The sequence below is a fragment of the Streptomyces humi genome, assembly GCF_001005085.2.
GTDB lineage: Bacteria > Actinomycetota > Actinomycetes > Streptomycetales > Streptomycetaceae > Streptomyces > Streptomyces humi.
In genome coordinates, this window is the sequence record NZ_LBMU02000025.1 from 96,514 (window position 1) to 118,630 (window position 22,117).

Annotated in this window: 15 protein-coding genes; 3 read left to right on the forward strand and 12 right to left on the reverse strand. The window is 72.1% G+C overall.

Features of this window, described 5'->3' with window-relative positions; all coding sequences use genetic code 11:
• Nucleotides 1–64: 64 nt before the first annotated feature.
• From AAW13_RS11715 to AAW13_RS11730, 4 genes are all read right to left on the reverse strand, one after another.
• Nucleotides 65–745 (reverse strand): response regulator, encoded by a 681-nt coding sequence (locus tag AAW13_RS11715; protein WP_046728672.1) that lies wholly within the window; start codon nucleotides 743–745, stop codon nucleotides 65–67.
• Nucleotides 742–1,893, reverse strand: coding sequence for a sensor histidine kinase (locus tag AAW13_RS11720; protein WP_046728671.1), 1,152 nt, complete (start codon nucleotides 1,891–1,893; stop codon nucleotides 742–744). The genes AAW13_RS11715 and AAW13_RS11720 overlap by 4 nt, the downstream gene beginning before the upstream one ends.
• Entirely contained in the window at nucleotides 1,890–2,423 is a 534-nt protein-coding gene (locus AAW13_RS11725; RefSeq protein WP_046728670.1) for a CcdC protein domain-containing protein, read from the reverse strand. Before AAW13_RS11725 ends, AAW13_RS11720 begins: the two co-directional genes overlap by 4 nt.
• A 482-nt stretch (nucleotides 2,424–2,905) precedes the next feature.
• A complete protein-coding gene (locus AAW13_RS11730; RefSeq protein ID WP_046728669.1) occupies nucleotides 2,906–5,029 on the reverse strand; it encodes a DNA gyrase/topoisomerase IV subunit B in 2,124 nt (707 codons plus the stop codon).
• Between the two features lie 440 nt (nucleotides 5,030–5,469).
• Between AAW13_RS11730 and AAW13_RS11735 the strand changes: the two genes are divergently transcribed.
• Nucleotides 5,470–5,700 carry a DUF7455 domain-containing protein gene (locus AAW13_RS11735; protein ID WP_046728668.1) on the forward strand — a complete coding sequence of 77 codons (231 nt, stop codon included), beginning with the start codon at nucleotides 5,470–5,472 and terminating at the stop codon, nucleotides 5,698–5,700.
• A gap of 101 nt (nucleotides 5,701–5,801) precedes the next feature.
• On the opposite strand, the gene AAW13_RS11740 is transcribed toward AAW13_RS11735, so the two are convergent.
• From AAW13_RS11740 to AAW13_RS11770, 7 genes are all read right to left on the reverse strand, one after another.
• Nucleotides 5,802–6,668, reverse strand: coding sequence for a S1 family peptidase (locus tag AAW13_RS11740; protein ID WP_046728667.1), 867 nt, complete (start codon nucleotides 6,666–6,668; stop codon nucleotides 5,802–5,804).
• A gap of 156 nt (nucleotides 6,669–6,824) precedes the next feature.
• Nucleotides 6,825–8,375: an RNA polymerase sigma factor gene (locus AAW13_RS11745; RefSeq protein ID WP_046728767.1), complete on the reverse strand. Its 1,551-nt coding sequence runs from the start codon at nucleotides 8,373–8,375 to the stop codon at nucleotides 6,825–6,827.
• 524 nt (nucleotides 8,376–8,899) lie between these two features.
• Entirely contained in the window at nucleotides 8,900–9,787 is an 888-nt protein-coding gene (locus AAW13_RS11750; RefSeq protein ID WP_071659510.1) for a FadR/GntR family transcriptional regulator, read from the reverse strand.
• A gap of 162 nt (nucleotides 9,788–9,949) precedes the next feature.
• Nucleotides 9,950–12,718 carry an ATP-binding cassette domain-containing protein gene (locus AAW13_RS11755; RefSeq protein ID WP_046728665.1) on the reverse strand — a complete coding sequence of 923 codons (2,769 nt, stop codon included), beginning with the start codon at nucleotides 12,716–12,718 and terminating at the stop codon, nucleotides 9,950–9,952.
• Nucleotides 12,719–12,798: 80 nt separating this feature from the next.
• On the reverse strand, nucleotides 12,799–13,557 hold the full coding sequence (locus tag AAW13_RS11760; RefSeq protein ID WP_046728664.1) for an NUDIX hydrolase: 759 nt from the start codon (nucleotides 13,555–13,557) through the stop codon (nucleotides 12,799–12,801).
• A gap of 177 nt (nucleotides 13,558–13,734) precedes the next feature.
• Nucleotides 13,735–15,861, reverse strand: coding sequence for a glycogen debranching N-terminal domain-containing protein (locus AAW13_RS11765; RefSeq protein WP_240528601.1), 2,127 nt, complete (start codon nucleotides 15,859–15,861; stop codon nucleotides 13,735–13,737).
• 227 nt (nucleotides 15,862–16,088) lie between these two features.
• Complete coding sequence (locus AAW13_RS11770) at nucleotides 16,089–17,792, reverse strand: DUF4192 domain-containing protein (protein WP_079178781.1); 1,704 nt, start codon at nucleotides 17,790–17,792, stop codon at nucleotides 16,089–16,091.
• 131 nt (nucleotides 17,793–17,923) lie between these two features.
• Between AAW13_RS11770 and AAW13_RS11775 the strand changes: the two genes are divergently transcribed.
• Nucleotides 17,924–20,089: a RecQ family ATP-dependent DNA helicase gene (locus AAW13_RS11775; protein ID WP_046728663.1), complete on the forward strand. Its 2,166-nt coding sequence runs from the start codon at nucleotides 17,924–17,926 to the stop codon at nucleotides 20,087–20,089.
• 286 nt (nucleotides 20,090–20,375) lie between these two features.
• Nucleotides 20,376–20,996, forward strand: a complete 621-nt coding sequence (locus tag AAW13_RS11780; protein WP_046728662.1) for a hypothetical protein — start codon at nucleotides 20,376–20,378, stop codon at nucleotides 20,994–20,996.
• 428 nt (nucleotides 20,997–21,424) lie between these two features.
• Here the strand turns inward: AAW13_RS11780 and AAW13_RS11785 are convergent, their stop codons facing one another.
• The gene (locus AAW13_RS11785) at nucleotides 21,425–22,051 is read right to left on the reverse strand and encodes a hypothetical protein (RefSeq protein ID WP_071659511.1); all 627 of its coding nucleotides are present in this window, start codon (nucleotides 22,049–22,051) and stop codon (nucleotides 21,425–21,427) included.
• Between the last annotated feature and the right edge of the window lie 66 nt (nucleotides 22,052–22,117).

A 22,117-nucleotide genomic window follows, 5' to 3' on the forward strand; every position in this document is an offset into this window, starting at 1 on the left:
AAGGATGGACAGATCGGGAAGATCCCTGACTCTCTTCTCAAGTCTCTTCACCCCATCAGGTGACTCAGTTCGCCGGTGGCCTCACCAGCCCCTTCCCGTAGGCGTAACGCACGGCCTGCGCGCGGTCCTTGAGTCCCGTCTTGGCGAACAGGTTGTTGATGTGTGTCTTCACCGTCGCGGTCGAGACGTGCAGTCTCCGCGCGATCTCCTGGTTGCTGAGACCCTCGGCGATCAGCACCAGGACCTCGGTCTCCCGTACGGTCAGCCCGTCCGGTGCCTCGGCGGCGGGCGTCGGCGGCTGCTCGGGCTGCGACAGTCTCTCCAGCAGCCGTCGCTGGATGCTCGGTGACAGTCCCGCGTCTCCCGAGAGCACGCTCTCCACGGCCCGGACGATCTCGTCGCCACCCGCGTCCTTGGTCAGGTAGCCACGGGCGCCGGCCCGCAGCGCCGGGAACAGCGACTCGTCGTCCGCGAACGTGGTGAGCACCACGACCTGAGTCCCCGGGTACTGCGAGCGGATCCGCCGGGTCGCCTCCACCCCGTCGCAGCGCGGCATCCGCAGGTCCATCAGCACCACGTCCGGGGCGAGCTCACCGACCAGCCGCACCGCCTCCTCCCCGTCGCCCGCCGCTCCGACGACCTCCACACCGGGCAGCAGCCCGAGGAGCATCACGATGCCCTCCCTGACCACCGTCTGGTCGTCCACGACCACCACTCGCGCGGGCTTCTTCCCGCCCTCCGTCATACGGGCACCCTCAACCGCACCTCGAACCCCTCGTCATCACGTGCTGCCTCCAGCGAGCCGCCCAGCAGCTCGGCGCGCTCCCGCATTCCGAGCAGACCGTACCCGCCGCCGGCGCCCGTGAGTTCGCCCGGACGGCCGCCCGAGTCCCGCACGTCCAACGTCACTTCGTGCTCGCTGTAGGCCAGCCGCACCCGCACCCTGGCGCCGTGGGCGTGCTTGCGGACGTTCGTCAGCGCCTCCTGGGCGACGCGTCGTACCGTCTGCGAGGCCTCGGCGGGCAGGGCTCTGCGTTCGCCCGTGACGGTGACCTCCGCGCCGTCGGTCGAGCCGACGAGTTCGGTGAGGAAGTCCTCCAGCGGGGTCAGCTCGCCACGGAGCGCCGACAGGGCCTGGCGGGTCTCGGCCAGGCCGTCGCGGGCCATTCCCCGGGCGGCCACCACGCGTTCGAGGATCTGCTCCCGGTCGGCGCCGCGCTCGATCAGCAGTCGCGCGGCCTCCAGGTGCACCATCTGGGCGGAAAGGCTGTGGGCCAGGACGTCATGGATCTCCCGGGCGATCCTGGCCCGCTCCGCGAGCGCCGCCGACTCGGCCTCGGCCGCTCTCGCGGCGCGCTCCTGGGCCAGCAGCCGCTGTGCGTGGCCACGCGCTTCGGCGTCGAGCCTCATGACGTAGCCGGCGAGAGCCATTCCGACGACGGTGGCCGCGGTGGTCAGCCACACGTCGTTGTTGAACGCGGAGTACGAGGCCAGGGCCACCGAGGTGACGGGCACCGCGACCGCGATCGGCAGCCGCTCCAGGGCCGAGATGCCGCAGCCGCACCAGATCACGAGCGCCGGGCCCCGGAACCCCGTGACCTCCGCCAGCACCGCGATGGCCAGGAGGACGGCGATGAGGACGAGAGAGGGCACCAGCCGGTGGGCGTACGTCGTCCGGTAGAAGCCCCAGGAGGCCGCCGCGGTCACGAGAACGCCCGTCACGGCCCCGGCCACGTCCCAGCCGTGGACATGGGACTGGTTGAAGGCGCTCCACAGCAGCAGGGCGAGGACGAGCAGCCTCACTCCCCAGGCCAGCGTGCGCCTGGGCTGGGAGATCCCCGCGCGGCTCAGCGCTTCACGCGAGGGCCAGCGCGTCCAGGCGTTCTCCGTCACACGCCTTCCTTCCTGATGACCGGGGCCATGCCGTCACGGTACGCCCGGGCGGGACGGCCGGCGGACGGGGCGGCGTGGAGGGACTGCGCCCGCCAGACCAGGATCCCGGAGCGGACCCCGAGCAGGATCGCCAGGCCGAGCATCAGGGCCGAGCTGTCCTGGTGGACGCCGAGCGCGGCGCCGAGGGCGAAGAGACCCACACGCAGCAGGAGGCCGCCGAGCCAGACCATCCCGCTGGCCTTGGTGCTCTTGGTCCACACCACGCCGTCGGGTTCGGTCCAGATCTTGGTGGTCCAGGCCCAGGCGGCGCCCATGCCGAGCCCGACCAGCAACTCGGTGCCGAGGAGCAGGGCGGATTCCGTGCGGTGGTGGGCGTCGAGTATCGCGGGTTCGCGCAGCGCGACGACGGCGAGGATCGCGGGCAGCAGCCACCAGCGCCGACCGGTGTTGACGGGCCGGGCTCGGAACTGGCGAACGATCACCACGGCGACGACGGCCACGATCAGCAACGCGTTGACGAGCCCGGACATCAGAGCCTCCATGAGCGGGAAGGGACGGTGCCGGAGCAAGAGCCGCCGACGCCTTCGACGCTACGGAAACGCGCAGGTCAGCAGATCGGCGCGAGGGTGGATCACGGGTGGATTCCGAGGGGCACGATCCTCCACCCCCGGGTGGAGAAGAGGCACCCGGAGACGCCGGGACGCCGGAACCACGGGGTCCCGTGACCTCAGGACACCGCACTGGCGGAGTGCCGGGCACCGGCGGGCACGGCGGCCGGGGGGCGCGGGGTGCCGGGCTCAGAGGCTCCGCGCTTCCCGGGCTCCGAGGCTCCGAGGCCCCGAGGCCCCGAGGCTCAAACGGCCGGAAGCCCCGGCGTCTGCCGAGGCTTCCGGTCACTCCTGCCGCTCAGCGGAACCAGCGCGGCGGCGAGGGCTACGCGCCGCCGTCCGCCCAGTCCGCTCGGTCCGCCCAGTCCGCTCGGTCCGCTCGGTCCGCTCGGTCCGCGTAGCGGCTACGCGTCGATCCGCGACCGGTCCAGCGTCGCCGCCGAGCCGGAGATGAACTCCTTGCGGGGGGCGACGTCGTTGCCCATCAGCAGGTCGAAGACCTGTTCGGCCGCTTCGAGGTCCGACAGGTTGATGCGGCGCAGGGTGCGGTGACGCGGGTCCATCGTGGTCTCGGCCAGCTGGTCGGCGTCCATCTCACCGAGGCCCTTGTAGCGCTGGATGGAGTCCTTGTACCGGACGCCCGTGCTCTGGAGCTCCATGAGCTTGTCGCGCAGCTCGCGGTCCGAGTACGTGTACACGTACTTGTCCTGGCCCTTCTTGGGCTGGACGATCTCGATGCGGTGCAGCGGCGGGACCGCGGCGAAGACCCGGCCGGCCTCGACCATGGGCCGCATGTACCGCTGGAACAGCGTCAGCAGCAGGCAGCGGATGTGCGAGCCGTCGACGTCGGCGTCGGTCATCATGATGATCTTGCCGTAACGGGCCGCGTCGATGTCGAAGGTACGCCCCGAGCCAGCCCCTATGACCTGGATGATGGCACCGCACTCGGCGTTCTTCAGCATGTCCGTCACCGAGGACCGCTGGACGTTGAGGATCTTGCCCCGGATCGGCAGCAGCGCCTGGAACTCGGAGTTACGGGCCAGCTTCGCCGTACCGAGCGCGGAGTCGCCCTCGACGATGAAGAGCTCGCTGCGCTCGACGTCGTCGCTGCGGCAGTCGGCGAGCTTGGCCGGCAGCGACGAGGACTCCAGGGCCGTCTTGCGGCGCTGCGCGTCCTTGTGCTGACGGGCCGCGATGCGGGTCCGCGCGGCGGCGACCACCTTCTCCATGACCACGCGGGCCTGGGCGGCCGCGTCGCGCTTGGTGGAGGTCAGGAACGCCTTCAGTTCCTTGGAGATCACGTTGTTCACGATCCGGCGGGCCGCCGAGGTGCCGAGGACCTCCTTGGTCTGCCCCTCGAACTGCGGCTCGGCGAGGCGCACGGTGACGACGGCGGTGAGGCCCTCCAGGGCGTCGTCCTTGACGATGTCGTCCTCGGCGACGCGCAGCAGCTTCTTGGTGCGCAGCACCTCGTTGAGCGTCTCGCGGACGGACTGCTCGAAGCCGGCGACATGGGTGCCGCCCTTGGGCGTGGCGATGATGTTGACGAACGACTTCAGCGTCACGTCGTAGCCGGTTCCCCAGCGCATCGCGACGTCCACGCCGAGTTCGCGGGTGACCTCGGTCGGGGTCATCTGGCCGTGCTCGTCCAGAACCGGGACGGTCTCCTTGAAGGTGCCCTGACCGGAGAAGCGGAGGACGTCGCAGACCGGCTTGTCGGTGGCCAGGTACTCGCAGAACTCGCTGATGCCGCCGTCGAAGCGGAACGACTCCTCGCCCTTGCTGCCACCCTCGCCCAGGCCGTACTCGTCGCGGACGACGATGGTCAGGCCGGGCACCAGGAACGCGGTCTGCCGGGCGCGCTGGTGCAGCGTGTCCAGGGACAGCTTGGCGTCCTTGAGGAAGATCTGGCGGTCGGCCCAGTAGCGCACCCGCGTGCCGCTGCGGGTCTTCGGGATCCTCTTGGTCTTGCGCAGCCCGCTCGCGGCCTCGAACTTGCCGTCCGGGCCGACGCCGGCGAAGGCGCCCGGCACACCGCGGCGGAAGCTGATCGCATGCACCTGGCCGCCGCGGTCGACCTCGACGTCGAGGCGCGCGGAGAGCGCGTTGACCACGGAGGCACCCACGCCGTGCAGACCACCGGAGGCGGCGTAGGAGCCACCGCCGAACTTGCCGCCGGCGTGCAGCTTGGTCATGACGACCTCGACGCCGGACAGACCGGTCTTGGGCTCCACGTCCACGGGGATGCCTCGGCCGTTGTCCCGGACCTCGACGGAGCCGTCGTCGTGGAGGATCACATCGATGTGGTCGCAGTAGCCGCCGAGGGCCTCGTCCACGGCGTTGTCGATGATCTCCCACAGGCAGTGCATCAGGCCGCGGCTGTCGGTGGAGCCGATGTACATGCCGGGACGCTTGCGCACGGCTTCGAGGCCCTCGAGAACGAGCAGGTGCCGCGCGGTGTAGTTGGAGCCGTCCCGGTCTGCTCCTGCCAGCAGCGCAGTGGACGGCACGGACGTATCGGCGGTCACGCGGTTCGCTCCTCGCTGAATTTCAGTGGAGCCCCTTTTGGGTAAGGGGCCGGCTTCGGTCGCCGTTCAGAGGGTACCGAGGCCTGGTAGAGCCGTTGTAACGCCACCCTCGTACGGCCCTCACCCTAGTCCAGGGTCGTATGGGTGTTCGATCCCTCGATGGAGTGAAGTACATATCACGTTCCCTTGGAGGCATGAACCATTTAGGCTCCGGGCACGTCCTCACAAACAACCGGCAACCCAGCCGGGAGGATGAGACCGATGAACCGCGCGAACCCGTAAGCACTGAAAACACGCAATACGGCACATTCGCCGCCAACCGGCAGCAGACGGCCACCTCGAAAGATTTTTTTCGAGGAGAAGCCCCGAGCGGGAACGTTTTCGGGCTGGTTGGATGTTGACCCTGGTACGACAGCTCGTCGAGCTAGAGAAGAGGCGACGTGACTACTGTTCTGACCCCCGCGAGCCACCTGACGGCCGCCGATCGCTGCGACCGCTGCGGCGCCCAGGCATACCTGCGCGTCGTGCTGCTCAGCGGCGGAGAACTGCTCTTCTGCGCCCACCACGGCCGCAAGTTCGAGCCGGAACTCAAGAAGATCGCCGCTGAGATACAGGACGAGACGGAGCGGCTGACGACCGTTCCGGCCACCGCTTCCGAAGATGAGCGCTGACCTCTCGCATCCACGACGAGCCAGCTCCGGCACAGGCCGGTGACGGGCGGTCGCTCCTCCCAGGAGGGCGACCGCCCTTCGTCTTACGGCCACAGTGGGCCTCAGGAGGGCTCGTGGGGCCGCCGTGAAGGACTGAGGGTCCCGCCGGGTCCCAGCGCCCGTACGGCCTCCGAGACGCGCGTGTAGACGCCGGGGCTGCCCGGCCGCCCGCAGCCGCTCCCCCATGACACGAGCCCGATCAGCTTCCCGTCGGCGACGAGCGGGCCCCCGCTGTCCCCCTGGCAGGCGTCCGGGCCACCCCGCGCCTCTCCCGCGCACAGCATCGAGTGGGGCTGGTAGGTGCCGTCCGCGTCGCCGGGATAGGCGCGTGCGCAGGTCTCGTCAGGCAGTACGTGGACGCGTGCCGCGTGCAGTCGGCGTGCGTAGTCGGCGCCGCCCGTGGTGTCGCCCCATCCGGAGACCAGAGCGCCGGTGCCGGGCGTGTAGGCGGTGTCCCCCTCGGCGGCCATCGGGACCACCGCGCCGGCCGGGAGAGGCCGGGCGAGAGTGAGGACGGCGAAGTCGCCGGTGTTCGCCTCGGGGTCGTAGCCCGGATTCACCCGGGCGACGGTCACGGGAATCTCCTGTCCCTGCGCGGACAGCAGGTCGGTGCGGTTCGCGATGACCTTGAGGTCGCCCACCGGGCCGTACGGTCCGCCGACGACCTCGTCGGCCAGGCAGTGGGCCGCGGTCAGGACCGTGGTCCGACCGATCGCGACGCCACCGCAGAACTGACCGGCGCGGGTACCCCCGAACCGGTCACGGCTGGACAGGGCGACCGTCCAGGGAGCCTGCGAGACATCGATGGGAAAGCCGCCGACGACAACGCTGTCGGCGACCGCCGGGGGCGGGCCGGCCAGCGGTATGACCGCGGTGACGGCCGCCAGGATCAGCGGCCGGATCAGGACCGGAGCAGACGAACGACGCATGCACCCTCCTCACTCTGGGTGGTACTGGAACACCCAGAGTCATCCAGCGGGCCGCACCGCGCAGCACGAAGGTCCGGCCCCCCGAGGGAGGGCCGGACCTTCGGTGTGTTCGGACCGCGAGCCGGTCGCAGGACGCGATCTGCCGCGGGACGCGATCTAGTCGAGGTAGTCGCGCAGCACCTGCGAACGCGACGGGTGACGCAGCTTCGACATGGTCTTGGACTCGATCTGGCGGATCCGCTCACGCGTGACGCCGTAGACCTTGCCGATCTCGTCGAGGGTCTTCGGCTGACCGTCGGTGAGACCGAACCGCATGGAGACGACGCCGGCCTCGCGCTCGGACAGGGTGTCCAGCACCGAGTGCAGCTGCTCCTGGAGGAGCGTGAAGCTGACGGCGTCGGCGGGGACGACGGCCTCGGAGTCCTCGATGAGGTCACCGAACTCGCTGTCGCCGTCCTCACCGAGCGGGGTGTGCAGGGAGATGGGCTCACGGCCGTACTTCTGGACCTCGATGACCTTCTCCGGGGTCATGTCGAGTTCCTTGGCCAGCTCCTCCGGGGTGGGCTCGCGGCCCAGGTCCTGGAGCATCTGGCGCTGCACGCGCGCGAGCTTGTTGATGACCTCGACCATGTGCACCGGGATACGGATGGTGCGGGCCTGGTCGGCCATGGCGCGGGTGATCGCCTGCCGGATCCACCAGGTGGCGTACGTGGAGAACTTGTAGCCCTTGGTGTAGTCGAACTTCTCGACCGCGCGGATCAGGCCGAGGTTGCCCTCCTGGATGAGGTCCAGGAAGAGCATGCCGCGGCCGGTGTAGCGCTTGGCCAGCGAGACCACCAGACGGAGGTTGGCCTCCAGGAGGTGGTTCTTGGCGCGGCGGCCGTCCTCGGCGATGATCTCCAGCTCGCGCTTGAGCTTCGGGGCCAGCTTGTCGGCGTTGGCCAGCTTGTCCTCGGCGAACAGACCGGCCTCGATGCGCTTGGCGAGTTCGACCTCCTGCTCGGCGTTGAGCAGGGGGACCTTGCCGATCTGCTTGAGGTAGTCCTTGACCGGGTCGGCGGTGGCACCGGCGGCGGCGACCTGCTGTGCCGGCGCGTCGTCCTCGTCCTCGTCGGACAGGACGAAGCCCGCGCTCTCGGTGCCCTCGGGCTCCTCGGCGCCGGCCTTGGGCTCCTCGAGGACCTCGTCCTCGAGGATCTCGACGTCGTCCTTCTTGGCGGCGGTCTTCTTCGCCACCGTCTTCTTCGCGGCGGTCGCGGTCTTCTTCGCGGCCACCTTCTTCGCGGTGGGGGCCTTCTTGGCGACAGCCTTCTTCACGGGCGCCGCCTCTTCGGCCGGGTCGTCGGCGGCAGCGGCGGGGGCCACCGCGGGAGCGGCCGTGGCGGTCGCCTTCCTGGTGGTCACCGTCTTCGCCGCGACCGTCTTGGTGGCGGTGCGCTTGGCCGGACTCTTCGCTGCGACGCTCTTTCGGGTGCGCTTGGGCTCCGCGGCACTGACCATCAGCGTCACACCCTCTTCCTCAAGGATCTGGTTGAGGCTGCGCAGTACGTTCTTCCACTGAGTGGCCGGAATCTGGTCAGCTTCGAAGGCCCGACGCACATCGTCGCCGGCGATCTGCCCCTCAGCCTTTCCCCGCTCAATCAGAGCCATGACAGAGACGGACTCGGCGATCTCCGGCGGGAGCGTACGGGATGTGCTGGCCGACACGAACAACCTCTCGGAACGTTGGAAAACGGCTTCCGGCCCCGTCCGGGACGGACTGGAGCCGACCGCCGGCTTGGGGATGGGCCGACGGCGCGGGCGCGGGCCGGGACGTTACACAGCGCCATGAATGGCGTCCGTATTCCCTCCGCGGCTGTCACCTCTTAGGTCATCGCGTTGTTCGCAAGAGCGTTACGCCCAATCTACGTGGCCCGAGTCACACCCCGTAAGCACTCAAAAACGGTCAGACATGGGCAGAGGTTGTCGACGATGATCTCTCCGGGCCCTTCGGACCCCGCGTCCTCCACCGTACGACTGGTCGTACGACCGCTCCAGTACGTCGCGCCACCGCCGCGAGTCCGTTCACGCGACCGTCGCGGAGCCTTCCGTACGGCCGATCACTGCGCCCGCCCCGCCGCCGGACCCCGCCGGAGCCCTGAGGGATCCGGCGGGGTCCGGCGGAAGCGGGTCCCGGACCGGCGGCGCCAGGAGGACGTGGCACCGACCGAGCGCGCCGCTCTCGGCGCGGATCAGTGCTCGCGCGGGGCGGGAACCACGCGCTCCACCTCGGGGTGGACGGTCAGCAGTTGCCGCATCGCCGATTCGGCGGCCGTGCCGTCGCCGGTGCCGAGGGCGTCGACGATCCGCGCGTGCTGGGCCAGGGAGGTCTCGTTCGGCCGGTCACAGCCGGCGACCGGGCCGCCGGAGACCTGGAGGGCCGACGACACGATGCCGGAGAGATGCTCCAGCATGCGGTTGCCCGCGACCTGGATGAGCAGCGAGTGGAACTCGGCGTCGGCGCGGGAGAAGGTCAGCGCGTCGCCCTGCGCCATGGCGTGGCTCATGATCTCGACCATGTCGCACAGGCGCTGCTGGACGTCCTCACGCCCGTGTCCGGCGGCGAGACGGGCGGCGAGCGGCTCGATCGTCCAGCGCAGCTCGCTGAGCTCACGGCGCTGGTCGTCGCGCTGCGGCCCGAAGGCCCGCCACTCGATGATGTCCGGGTCGAGGAGGTTCCAGTCGCTGACCGGACGCACGCGGGTGCCGACGTTGGGGCGGGCGCTGACCAGCCCCTTGGCCTCCAGGACCCGCAGGGACTCACGGACGACGGTGCGGGAGACCTCGAAACGCTGGCCGATCTCCTCGGGGACCAGCGGACGGTCCGCGCCCAGATCGCCGGAGACGATCATCTGACCGAGCTGTTGGACGAGTTGACCGTGCAGTCCGCGGCCGCGGCTGCCCGCGGCACGGCGGCCCACACGGCCGAGTTCCGGGTCGGCGCCCTCCCAGGAGGGCACGCCGACACGTTCGGTGACGGGAGCATCCGTGTAGGGGTAGCGGTCGAGTTCGCCCGGGCCGACCAGACCAGAGTCTGCGGAGCGGGCGGCGGTCATCATGGTGTGCGCAAGGGTACTCACGGATCCTTTGTCGGCGCTGCCTCCAACTCCCTTGAGGTCTTTGGTGAAAAGCACACGAAAGGGTGATCGCTCACGCCGTCGCAATTGACGCCTTATCAGAAATAAATGGGCGTTCTGAAGGGATTTGTGGGCAGAGGTGGATCGCAAGCGCCCGATCCGCACTCATCGAGCCCTCGGCCGCAGAGTCGTGAACAGGTACGCGCAGAGCAGTGCGGTCAGGGACAACGCCAGTGCGCCGCCCACCGGTTGGGCGAGCAGCCGGACCGTACCGACCAGGTAGCGGTCTCCCCCGAAGGGCCACTGGAGCAGGAACGCCTCCCTCAACCGCGCCGGGAGACCGGCGGCCATCCGCGCGCCGGACCCCCGCAGCACCTCGTGCACGGTCGGCACGACGAGCACGGGTACGGCGAGAACAGCGGCCAGGCCGGCCGTGGTGGACCGGAAGACACCCGCGGCCAGCACGCCGGCCCAGGAACAGCCGACGACCAGCCCGAACCAACTCACGGTGAGCGGGAGCCAGTCGGCGGGAACCTTCGCGAGCTCCCCGCCGTAGACGAGATAGAGCGCTTCGGCGTCGCAGCCCAGGGTGAGGAACGAGAGCAGTACCGCGGTGGCTCCGCAGACCAGCAGTTTCGCGGTGAGCAGCCCCAGTCGGCGGGGCACGGTGCCGCGGTCCGCCGCCAACGCGGGGTGGCGGAACTCGTCTCCGAAGGCCAACGCCCCGAGCAGTCCCGCGCCGAGGGCCGCCGGAGGCAGCGGCAGCTCGCGCGGCCAGGCCGCGAACAACCGGGCCTGGGGGGTGTGCCCGAGCCTCGCCAGCAGTACGGCGGTGACGGCGGACAACAGCAGTACGACACCGCAGGTGAGGAAGCCGGCACCGATACCGGCGGCCCGGCGGAGTTCGTAACGCAACGGGCGGAGGGGACTGGGGGCGGTGCGGACGGAGATGGGGGGCGGGAGGAAGGAAAGAGCGTCCGGAGCGGAGGCTTCGGGCCGGCGTGCGAGGCCCGTCGGGAAGTCGGCGGAAGTGGCGTCCGCCGGGATCTCGCCTTCGGCTGTCGCAGCGGGCTTGCCGGGCTGCGGCTGCTGAAGCGGCTCCTTGACGGGGAGGGGGGCGCTGGGGACCTCGGCGGGTACGGCACCGAGCCGCGGATGGCGGGAGCCGGCCGGGGCGGCGAGGTCGCCCGGTTCACCGGCCGACGACCGTTCGGACATCTCACCGGCGGACGACCGTTCGGACATCTCGCGGCTCTGCGGTCGGGCGGTCGCCGCGGCGGAGGGCGACGGCTGGGCGGAGGCGGCAGGGGCCGGTGACTCGTCGGCGGCAGCCGTAGCGACCGACGTGAGGGGGTGGGCAGTGGCCGGCGGCTCGGCGGGGGCGGGCGCTGTTGGCGGCTCGGCGGGCGCTGTTGACGGCTGGGCGGCAGCGGCGGCGAGGGACGGCTGGGCGGAGGCGGTGCCGGCCGGAGGCTGGGCGGAGGTGCCGATGGCCGGCGGCTGGGCGGGGACGGTGGCGGACGCCGGCTCCGGTGGGGCGGTGCGGGTCGCCTGGCCGGGGGGCGCGGCCGTCGGAGGGCACTGCGCGAATGCCGTCACGACGGATGGCCGGGTGCCCGCGGAGGCGCCCACCGACTGAGGCCCGAACGCGACGGCCGAGGCCTCGGCGGGACGGGAGAGGCCGGACGCGTCCGCGCGGGAAGAACGGGGCGAGCCGGACACCGCCTGGGCGCCGTCGGGCTTCGCCTCGCCGGAGCCGGACGACCGGAGCGCGGCCGCGACGGACGACTCGGGACCCGTCGAGGACCGGCTCGGGTCCGGACGGGCGACGCCCGTGCCTGACCGCCCTGCCCACTTCGGAGCGGCCGACGCCCGCGGTTGCGGGGTGACCGTGGAACCGGCGGCGCACTGGACCTCCACGCCGGATTCGTCGGGCCGGGCAGCGCTCGTGACCGCCTCGGCGGCCAGGCACTCCGGCGCTACGGCCGGTTCGCTCGTGTCGTGTTGCCGCCGTACGGCTACCGGCGCGACCTCCGTCGACGGCTCCGGGACGGCGCCGGGGCCCATGTCACCCGTCTCGTCGGCGAGTTGATGGACGAGGATGCCGTGCCGGAACGCGGTCTCACCGACCTCGGCGGTCGTACTGCCGTACACGGAGAGGCGGTTGCCGCCCTCCCGTACGACTTCCACGGAACGGTGAGCGGTGCGGGCCTCCTTGCTGAGGAGGGCCGCGAGCCGGGCGGCGTGGGGACTGCGGACGGCGACGCGGGGGCGCAGCCGGGTGCGGGCGAACTCGCCGGCCGCCTGGTCCGCAACGAGTCTGCCGGCCTCCAGGGTGACGACCCGGTCGGCGGCGCGGGCGGCTTCCTTGGGGTCGGCGGTGGTGTACAGGACCGTGCCGCCCTGTGTCGCGTGCGCCCGGAGCATCCGGTGCAGCCAGAGGGCTTCACGACCGGCGAGACCGTTCGTGGGCTCGTCCAGGACCAGGGTGTGGGGATCGGCGAGCAGTGCGCTCGCGAGGCCGAGGCGGCGGTCCATGCCGCGGGACAGCGTGCCCAGGCGTTCGTCGCGCAGGCTGACGATGCCGACGGTTTCCAGCACTTCGTCGGCCCGCCGGGCCGGGACGCCGGTCGCCGCGCACAGCATGCGCAGATGACCGCGGACGGAGCGGGCCGGGTGGCCGGGAACGTCGCCGAGGACCACGCCGACCTCACGCGAGGGGTGAGCGATGCGATGCAGCGGGCGGCCTCTGAAGTGGGTGAGGCCACGGCCCTGTTGGAGTTCGAGCATCAGTCTGAGCGTCGTGGTCTTGCCCGCGCCCGCCTCGCCGAGGAGTGCGGTGACTTGGCCCGCGCGCGCCTCGAAGGTCACGTCGTCGACCGCGGGCGGGTGCGCCTTGCGGGGGGTGCTGGTCAGTCCGAAGGCCTCGATCACCTTAGGGAAGATAGCGCGGAATGACCGTTTTTCCGGGTATAAGGCCGTTTAACCCTCGTGGGGTTCGCACTGTCGGCCGTTCACACCTCGGGGCGCAGCATCGGCGGGTTGAGCAGGGTCGCCCCGCCGGCCCGGAAGAGCTGGGCCGGACGACCTCCCTGGCGAGTGGTCGTGCCGCCGGTGGGAACGAGGAAGCCCGGCGTCCCGGTCACCTTCCGATGGAAGTTGCGGGGGTCGAGCGCCACACCCCACACCGCCTCGTAGACCCGGCGCAGCTCGCCGACCGTGAACTCGGGCGGGCAGAACGCGGTGGCCAGGGACGAGTACTCGATCTTTGAGCGGGCCCGTTCCACGCCGTCGGACAGGATCTGGGTGTGATCGAAGGCGAGCGGCGCGACGGGTTCGCCGTCCCGGCCGTAGCCACCCTGCGCCAGCAGTTCGTCCACCGGGGCCCAGCGCGCGTTGCTGGCGTCGCCGCCCGCGCGAGGTGCGGGCAGATCGGGAGCGAGGGCGAGGTGGGCCACGCTGACCACGCGCATCCGGGGGTCGCGCTTGGGGTCGCCGTAGGTCGCCAGCTGCTCCAGATGGGCCCCGCCCTCCTGGGCGGGCGCGTCGGGGTCGTGGGCGCGCAGCCCGGTCTCCTCCGCGAGTTCTCGCGCCGCGGCCTGCGAAAGATCCTCGTCGGCCCGTACGAAGCCGCCCGGCAGCGCCCACCGCCCCTGGAACGGCGACTCGCCTCTCCGGACCGCCAGCGCACACAGGGCATGGCGGCGCACGGTCAGCACGACCAGGTCCACGGTGACGGCGAACGGCGGAAAGGCTGACGGGTCGTAGGGCATGCCGTGATCATAGTCGTCTGCCTGACGATAAACACTCCCTTCTCCGCTTGCTCCGACGGCTGATCCACTTCGCTCCGGTATGCGCCTCGCGCTCCGTTCCGGCGCACGTACGGCGCTCAGCCACCCTTTCCCGCACGACCGCGCCGCCAGGTCCGCTCGCCTTCCGGCCGGCCGGGGTCACACCCCCAGTTGCAGGCCGTCGGCGGCCTCCTCGACCATGGCGAGGCCGAGTCGGCTGACCCGGACCGAGAAGGGCGCTCCGGCGACCCGCAGTCCGGTCAGACCGAGTTCACCCAGGGGGGCACTGGCGACCGGACGCAGGGTGACGGTACCGGCCGGGGTGTCGGGGCGGATGCCGGCGAGTGTGGTCAGGAGCAGGACTCCGGAGGCGGCGGCGGTGGCAGCCGGGCGGCAGGCGGCGGGATGCGGGAGGGGAGCACTCCCGTCGGAGCGCTGTTCCCCGGCGAACATCTCGGGCAGCCGGTGCCCGAAGTGCTCGGCCGCTGCCAGCAGGCCGCGCAGCAACCCGCCGGCCTCCTTCTCGTACCCTGCGACGGACAGCCCGGCGACGGCGAGTGCCGTCTCCTGCACCCGGACGGCCCCGGACCGGTGGCCGAACGGGCTGTGACCCGCCTCCTTCGCACCCAGCCCACGGAGTCCCCAGCCCGAGTCCATGGCCGGACCGCCGAGCAGCCGGGCGAGTTGCCCGGTCCGCACCTTGTCGAGCAGACCTGGCGCCGGACGGCCCGCGCCCAGCAGGCCGGTGTCGAGCAGGTGCACGGCCGTGGAGCCGAACTGGGTCAGCGGGCGGCCCTCCGGGGTCAGGGCCGCCACCGGACGGCCGCCGCCCCGGTCCTCGGTCCAGAAGTCCGCCCGGAACGCCTTCGCCAGTTCCGCCGCCCATTGCCGCAGTCCGGTGGCGCCGGGACGTTCGTAGTCGTCGAGGAGATCGGCACCCAGCAGCGCGGCCCGGTGCGCGTGGGCCTGAGTCTCGCTGCGCACGGGCCCGCCGGGCTGCGGATCGCAGAGGTATGTCCGGTCACCCACGGTGGTGCGCAGCCAGGTCAGGCAGCGCTCCGCGGCGGGCAGCAGTTCCCGTGTCTCCTGCTCCGGCAGCCCCCAGCGGCGGGCCTCCGCCAGCAGCACGGGGAAGAGCAATGTGGCCTCCGTACCCGTGCAGCCCGGCGGCAGGTGTGCGCCGGCGTCGCGGCGCGGGCCGGGGATCATGCCGGTCCGGGGTCCGGGACCGCGGAGCTGGATGCGGGCCAGGGTGCGCAGGGTGCCGGCGGCGAGGCGGGTACCGAGGGGCAGGGCCATCCGGGCGGCGGCGAGGGCTTCGGCCGGGGCCAGGCCGCACCGCCACGGCGCCCCGGCCGCGAGGTAGGTGTCGGAAGGGTGTCCGGGATCGCGGAGCAGCAGTGCTTGCAGGTCGTCGACGCTCGTCCGGAGCAGGCCGGTGACTCCGGGGTGGTCACCCGTGGCCTGGGCCGGTGCCAGGAGGCTGGTCGCGGCGTGCCCCACGGCGCGCGGCGGACCCGCGCCGTCCGGACGCACCCGCAGTTCCACGCTTGCCGTGCCGCCCGGCAGTAGTTCGAACTCCCACCGGAGCAGCCCCGCCGAGGCCAGCGCGTCGGCGGGCGGCGGGTCCGCCGTGACCGACGCGTTGCCGTGGGGGGTGGCCCAGCGCAGGCCGGAGCCGTGGACACTGGCCGGGAGTTCGGGCCCCGGGGTGCCGGAGGCGATGGCGCTCAGTTCCGCGAGGTCCGTGGCGAGGGCCACCTCCAGCGGCAGCCGCAGGGGATGGAGGGCGGAGCTGTGCAGGGTGATGCGTTCCGTGCCGTCGGCGTGCCGGGTGCGCTCCACGACGACGTCCGGGTCAGGTCCCACGGTCGGTGAGGCCCGCAGGGTGCCGACGAAACGAGCGCAGTCCGCTCCTGTCATGCGGGCCTGCACGGCCAGCGGTTCACGGCCGGCGACCCGGATCTGGCAGCGCGCGAGCAGCCGTCGGCCCGCACGGTAGAACCCCTCCAGGCCGTGTCCGGTCAGCTGACCCCGCTCCGTGGAGATGGCCAGGCCGGGGAGCGCGACGCAGATCAGGACGGTGTGTGCGGGCGGCAGGCCGGTGGCGTACTTCAGGCTCGGCGCACCGGGAGCCGTGCGTGCGGCGGCCACGGGTACCGACGCGGGCCTGGGTGCGCGGGCGCGTGGCGGCGCCGGGCCGTCGTCCGGCACCGCGAGCCAGGGCGGGCCGTCCCGGAGTCGGCGGTTGTCGTCGGCGAGGGAAGGCGGAGTCGGCTGATGCATGGGGCGGCTTCTTCTGCGCTCTGTGCGCCTGCGACGTGCTGGGCGCCGGACGGAGGGTTCCGCAGGGGCGGGTGGCGGTCCGGCCTGTTCCGGCGTTCCGCCACCCAGGTGAACGGGGCCGGGCTCCTCCTGGTCACGCCCCCGCGTGTCGGACCCGGCCGGACACCGGTGCGTGGACGCGTCGTTCGCCCAGGTCCGACCACATGCCGCCCCGGGCATGCTCTGGTTCATTCGTCGCGCTCACCGCGGCTGTTCCCGGAACGGGCCTCCTCCTGCCCCGTCCTGCCCCCTCGTACGTCGCTCTTCTCCACCCTGTTCCCGTCGGCGCTCTCCGCCGTGCGGGTGCGGGTGCGGGTGCGCGGGCCGCCCGGCCTGGTCGAACCGGGTCGGGTGGTGTCCGTACTCGTTCCTCGCGTTCGGGTGCCCTCCTGCCGGCGGGGCCGGGCGTCCTGTCGTCGGGGCCGGGCGTCCGGTCGTCGCGGTCGGTTGCCGGTGTTGTCGGTGCTATCGGTGTTGCTTGCGTTATTGGCGTTGTCGATGTTGTCGGTGCAGTGAACGGCATACGGACGGCTTGCCGGGGGCGTGCCCGCGTCGGCGGTCGGCGGATGGTCGGCATCCGGGGCGAGCGGGCCCGGGTCGGTGTCCTTCGTGTCCGCCGCATCCTCCGTGTCCGCCGTGCCCACTGCGTTCGCTGTGCCCACCGCGTTCGCTGTGGCCGCCGCGTCCGCCGTGGTCCCGCCCTCAGGGATCCGTCCCGTGCGGCCGGTGCGCAGGCAGCGGCGGATCGACTCCGGATCCAGACCCTCGTTGCAGGCCCGGTGCAGCAGGGCGGCGAAGAGGTAGTCGGGGTCGGCGCCCAGGGCCATGGCCAGGGCTTCCCGTCCCTCCAGGTCGTCGCCGCTCGACCAGGCGACCCAGCCGGCCAGCGTCAGAGGGGCCGCGGCGTGTTCGCCGTAGGGGCCGACGCAGCGGCGGGCCAGGGCCCGCCACAGGCGCAGGGCTGGTCCGGCCTCGGCGCCCTCCATCCAGGCGGCCGCGCGGTCGCGGGTGAGGCGGTCCTGTAGTCCGAGGATGAGCTGGGCGGCCTCGTCGTGGGCGAGCAGCCGGTCGTCGCGGAGGTCCGCCTGGTGGGTGCCGGGGACCGGGGTGGCGTCGGCGTACCGTTCGATGATCCGGCGGGCGAGGGCCAGGGTGTCGTCGGCCACCTGCGCCCGGAAGGCGTCGTCGAGGATGCGGGGCACCAGGGCCATTCCGGCGCGGTCCAGGGCGATCTCCTGTTCCGGCGCGGCGCCGGTCTCCCAGGGAAGCAGCCTGGCCCGCAACTCGCGCAGACTGCCGCGCACCTGGATACCGGCGTAGGTGGCGGCGGCCGCGAGCACCGAGGTGCCAGGCAGCCCCATCGGGGTGCCTTCGGCGGGGCAGCATGCCTCCGCCGGGCAGCAGTACGACCAGAAGCGGGCGTCGGAGATGCACAGCGCCTCGATCACGGGCACGTCGAGGCGGCCGCACTCGGTGCGCAGCAGCTGGGCCAGCGGCGCCAGCCTGCGCATCACGTCCCGGCCTGATTCACCGGGCGCGGGTTCCTGGCAGACGTAGGCGACCATCTGCTCGGGCCGGGCGCCCCGGCGCTCGCTGCCCGCCATCAGCCCCTGGGCCAGTTGGCGTGCGGCCGACTCCCAGTCGTCCCTGTTCGCGGGGATGCCGAGCCGGGCGCGGCCGCCGAAGCGGCCACGGCCGCCCCGGTCGTGCAGAGCCATCAGGACCATGCTGTCCTCGGGGCGGTATCCGAGCAGGTAGGGCAGCGCGTCGGCCAGTTCGGCCGGGGTGCGCAGGGTGACCTGGGGGTCGTGGGCCGATCCGCAGAGGGGTGGCGAGCCGCCCGCGGCGTCGCTGTTTTCGGATGGTTCGGCGGTTTCGCTGTGGTTCGTCATGGGCCGACCATCTCGCGGATCTCGCGATTCCGGTTCGGCCTGTGGATAAGTCGAATCAGGGACATGCCAAGCACGCCGTCCTCGTCCACAGTCCGCCCGGACTGTCGGTCCCGTCCTGTTGTATGGGACCCATGGAGCACACGAACAACGCGGATCTCCGGGCCCGGGCCGACGCCGTCCTCGCCCGCCTCGTCGGCGACGACACCGGCACCGCCCGGCTGCGCGAGGACCAGTGGCGGGCGATCGAGGCACTGGTCGCCGAACGGCGCCGGGCCCTGGTCGTGCAGCGCACGGGCTGGGGCAAGTCCGCGGTGTACTTCGTGGCCACCTCGCTGCTGCGCGCCGGAGGCAGCGGCCCGACTGTGATCGTCTCCCCACTGCTCGCGCTCATGCGCAACCAGGTGGAGGCGGCAGCACGGGCCGGTATCCACGCCCGCACCATCAACTCGTCCAACACCGAGGACTGGGAGGCGATCCAGACAGAGATCGCGACCGGCGAGGTGGACGTCCTTCTCGTGTCACCGGAGCGCCTCAACAACCCCGACTTCCGCGACCAGGTGCTGCCCCGGCTCGCCGCGGCGACCGGTCTGCTCGTCGTGGACGAGGCCCACTGCATCTCCGACTGGGGCCACGACTTCCGGCCCGACTACCGGCGGCTGCGCACCATGCTCGCCGACCTCCCGGCCGGCGTGCCCGTGCTGGCGACCACCGCCACGGCCAACGCGCGTGTGACCGCGGACGTCGCCGAGCAGTTGGGCACCGGCGGCGGTTCGGACGCGTTGGTACTGCGCGGCCCGCTGGACCGGGAGAGCCTCAGCCTGAGCGTGCTGCGACTGCCGGACGCGGCGCACCGGATGGCCTGGCTCGCCGATCACCTGGACGACCTGCCGGGGTCGGGCATCGTCTACACGCTCACCGTGGCGGCGGCCGAGGAGGTCACCGCCTTCCTCCGACAGCGCGGTCACACCGTGGCGTCGTACACGGGGAAGACGGAGAACGCGGACCGGCAGCAGGCCGAGGAGGACCTGCTCGGCAACCGGGTCAAGGCGCTGATCGCCACCTCCGCCCTCGGTATGGGCTTCGACAAGCCCGACCTCGGGTTCGTGGTGCATCTGGGCTCGCCCTCCTCCCCCATCGCCTACTACCAGCAGGTGGGCCGTGCGGGACGCGGTGTCGAGCACGCCGAGGTACTTCTCCTGCCGGGCCGCGAGGACGAGGCGATCTGGAGCTACTTCGCGTCGCTCGCCTTCCCGTCGGAGGAGCTGGTGCGCCGCACCCTGGACGTCCTGTCCCGGGCCGGCGGTCCGATGTCGCTGCCCGCGCTGGAACCGCTGGTGGAGCTGCGTCGGTCCCGGCTGGAGGCCATGCTCAAGGTCCTCGACGTGGACGGCGCGGTCAAGCGGGTCAAGGGCGGCTGGATCGCGACCGGACAGCCGTGGACGTACGACGCCGATCGGTACGCGTGGGTGGCGCGGCAGCGCGCCGCCGAACAGCAGGCGATGCGCGAGTACGCGGCCACGACGGACTGCCGGATGGAGTTTTTGCAGCGGCAGCTGGACGACGAGGGCGCGAAGCCGTGCGGCCGCTGCGACAACTGCGCCCAGCCACGCTTCAGCGCGGACACCTCCCCGGCCGCGGTGGACGCCGCGCGGGTCGATCTGGGGCGGGCGGGGACCGAAGTGGAGCCCCGCCGGATGTGGCCCACCGGACTGCCGGCGATCGGCATCGAACTCAAGGGACGCATTCCGGCCGGTGAACAGGCCTCGGTCGGGCGGGCCTTGGGGCGCTTGTCGGACATCGGATGGGGCAACCGGCTACGACCACTGCTCGCGCCCCAGGCCCCGGACACTCCGGTGCCGGACGACGTGGCCCGTGCCGTGGTGGAGGTACTGGCCGACTGGGCGAAGGGGCCGGGCGGCTGGGCAGCCGGTGCGGCCGACGCACAGCCGCGGCCGCGAGGGGTCGTGACTGTCGCCTCACGCTCCAGGCCTGAGCTGATCCACTCTCTCGGGGCACGGATCGCGGAGATCGGCAGACTGCCGCTGCTGGGCAGCGTGGAGTACGCGGGCGACGCACAGCCGGGCTCCCGCAGCAACAGCGCGCAGCGACTGAAGGCCCTCGACGGTGCGCTGACCGTGCCGCCCGCCCTGGCCGCCGCCCTCGCCGAGGCTCAGGGGCCGGTGCTGCTGGTGGACGACTTCACCGAGACGGGCTGGACACTGGCCGTAGCCGCGCGCCTGCTCAGGCGGTCCGGGGCGCAGGGGGTGTTGCCGCTGGTCCTGGCGGTTCAGGGCTGATCCACCCGCTGCCGTTCGACCGCGATGCCGGCCGCGGTGCACGAACGTGCCGCTGTCGAACGTCTCAAGGGTCGTCCGCTGCCTCGTGGGGTAGGGATATAAGTCACACTCCACCAGATAACAGTCGGTGGCCCCATTTGCTCGTTGCCGCATCCAAGTTCGACAGGAAGAATTGAAGTCCGCTCCCCGCACGGCTCGTCCGTGATCCGGTTGGGCTTTGCTGCGGTGCGCGCTCCCCCGAATCCAATCCTGCCCGCAGTGTGGGCGCGTAGCCGAAGGGAGGAACGTGACCTTCGGATTCGCTCCGTCCTCGGCGGCATCCCTGTCGACGTCCGCGTCCGCCGCTTCCGCCAGCCGTCTGCTCGAGCCCGCGGAGTGGGCCGACGCCGGAATACCGCTGCTGCGCAACCCCCGTGAGGTCGTCAGCGGGCTGCACACCCGGCACCTGCCCCGGCTCGGCACGGCGATCGTGGCCGTCCTGGACCCGGAGGAGCGCCTGTGTGCCAGTGCCTCCTTCAGCCGGCGCACCGCCCCGGCCGACGGCTGGATGTTCCGGAACGTGCTGTTGGACCAGCTGCGCCGGGTCATCCCGCACGATCTTCGCCGGCGCACCCCGGTACGTACCGCCGTGCTGCTCTACTGCCGGGAGGGGGACGCGCGTTGGACGGAGGAGGACGGCGCCTGGATGTGGGGGCTGCGGGACGCCTGCACCCTGCACGGGCTGCGCTGCGGGGCGTACATCACGCTGACGCACGACGGCTGGCAGGTGCTCGGCGAGGGTCGTGGCGGGCGGCGCCCCAGTGCCGACTCGGCTCCTGAGCCCTTCGCCCTGTCCCAGGCCCCGCCGTTGGCACCGCGCACCGGGGGCGCGGCTTCCGAGGTGCTGCGCCGCGCGGCCGCTCGCTGAATCCCGGCCCTGTGAGGGGAGGTGCCGGGCCGGGCCGGCCGGACGCCCTTCGTGCGGAGGCCGACCGGATACACGTCGTGCAGAGGCCGGCCGGCCACGAATCAGCGGCCCGGCACGGCGGACCCGCCGTACCCGGTGCTCGGGAAGGAACGCTCACCGCGCTCCGGGGCGGCCCGGGCGGGCCCGCGTGGGTGTCTCGCCGTCGCGGCCTGGCGGGCCCGCGTGGGCGTCCGGCCGTCCGGCACCTCGGCGAGCTAGGAGGATCAGGCCCGGTGCCCGCGTTCCGGACCTCCGGCGGCCGGACGGCCGCTCCGTGACGGCAGCGGGTACCGCCCGTCAGGTGTCCGGGCACGGCAAAGGCACCACCGTGCGAATCACCGCCGGAACTCCGCCGGTGCCTCCGGAGACCCAGAGGCGCCGGAGACGGCTCAGACGCCCGCGCCCAGTACCGAGTTGATGTGCTGCGGGTCGCCGCAGACGATCAGCAGGGCACCGGCCCGGGAGAGGGCCAGCGGCAGGGCGGTGGCGGCAGCGTCGGCCGGGCCGCCGTTGACGGCGACGACCACGACGGCGCGGGTCGCGGCGCGGGAGGCGATGGCGGCGTCCGTGTAGAAGACGTCGTCACCCGCGTCGTGCTGCGCCCAGTAGGAGGCTTCACCGAACGACAGCTCGTGGTCGGCCCACGGGTGCTGCGCGCCGGTGGTGATCACCAGCACGTCGCCGGGGGCACGGCCCGAGTCGAGGAGCAGATCCACCGCTTCCTCGGCCGCGTCGAGAGCACTCTCGACCGATGCCGGGATCAACTGGATCTGCGGAGCCGCCGCCGCAGCGGCGGGCACGGCCGGGCCGGACGGGCCTGGCTTGGCCACGTCACGCGCTGTGCGCTGTACCGGCGGCGCCGGCCGCACAGGGCCGGGACGACCGGGACGCGACGGAGCCGCGGGGCGGGGGCCGGGTACGGGACGGGGGGTCGGCGCGGTACGGCCACTGGCCGGAATGGCGCGGGGACCCTGGGCACTCTCGTGAATCTGAGGCTCCTCGGGAATGAGAGGCATGAGCTGATATCTATCAAACGTTGGTGCAGGTCAGGTGAACCGGGTGGCACAAGAGTGCGACTGGAA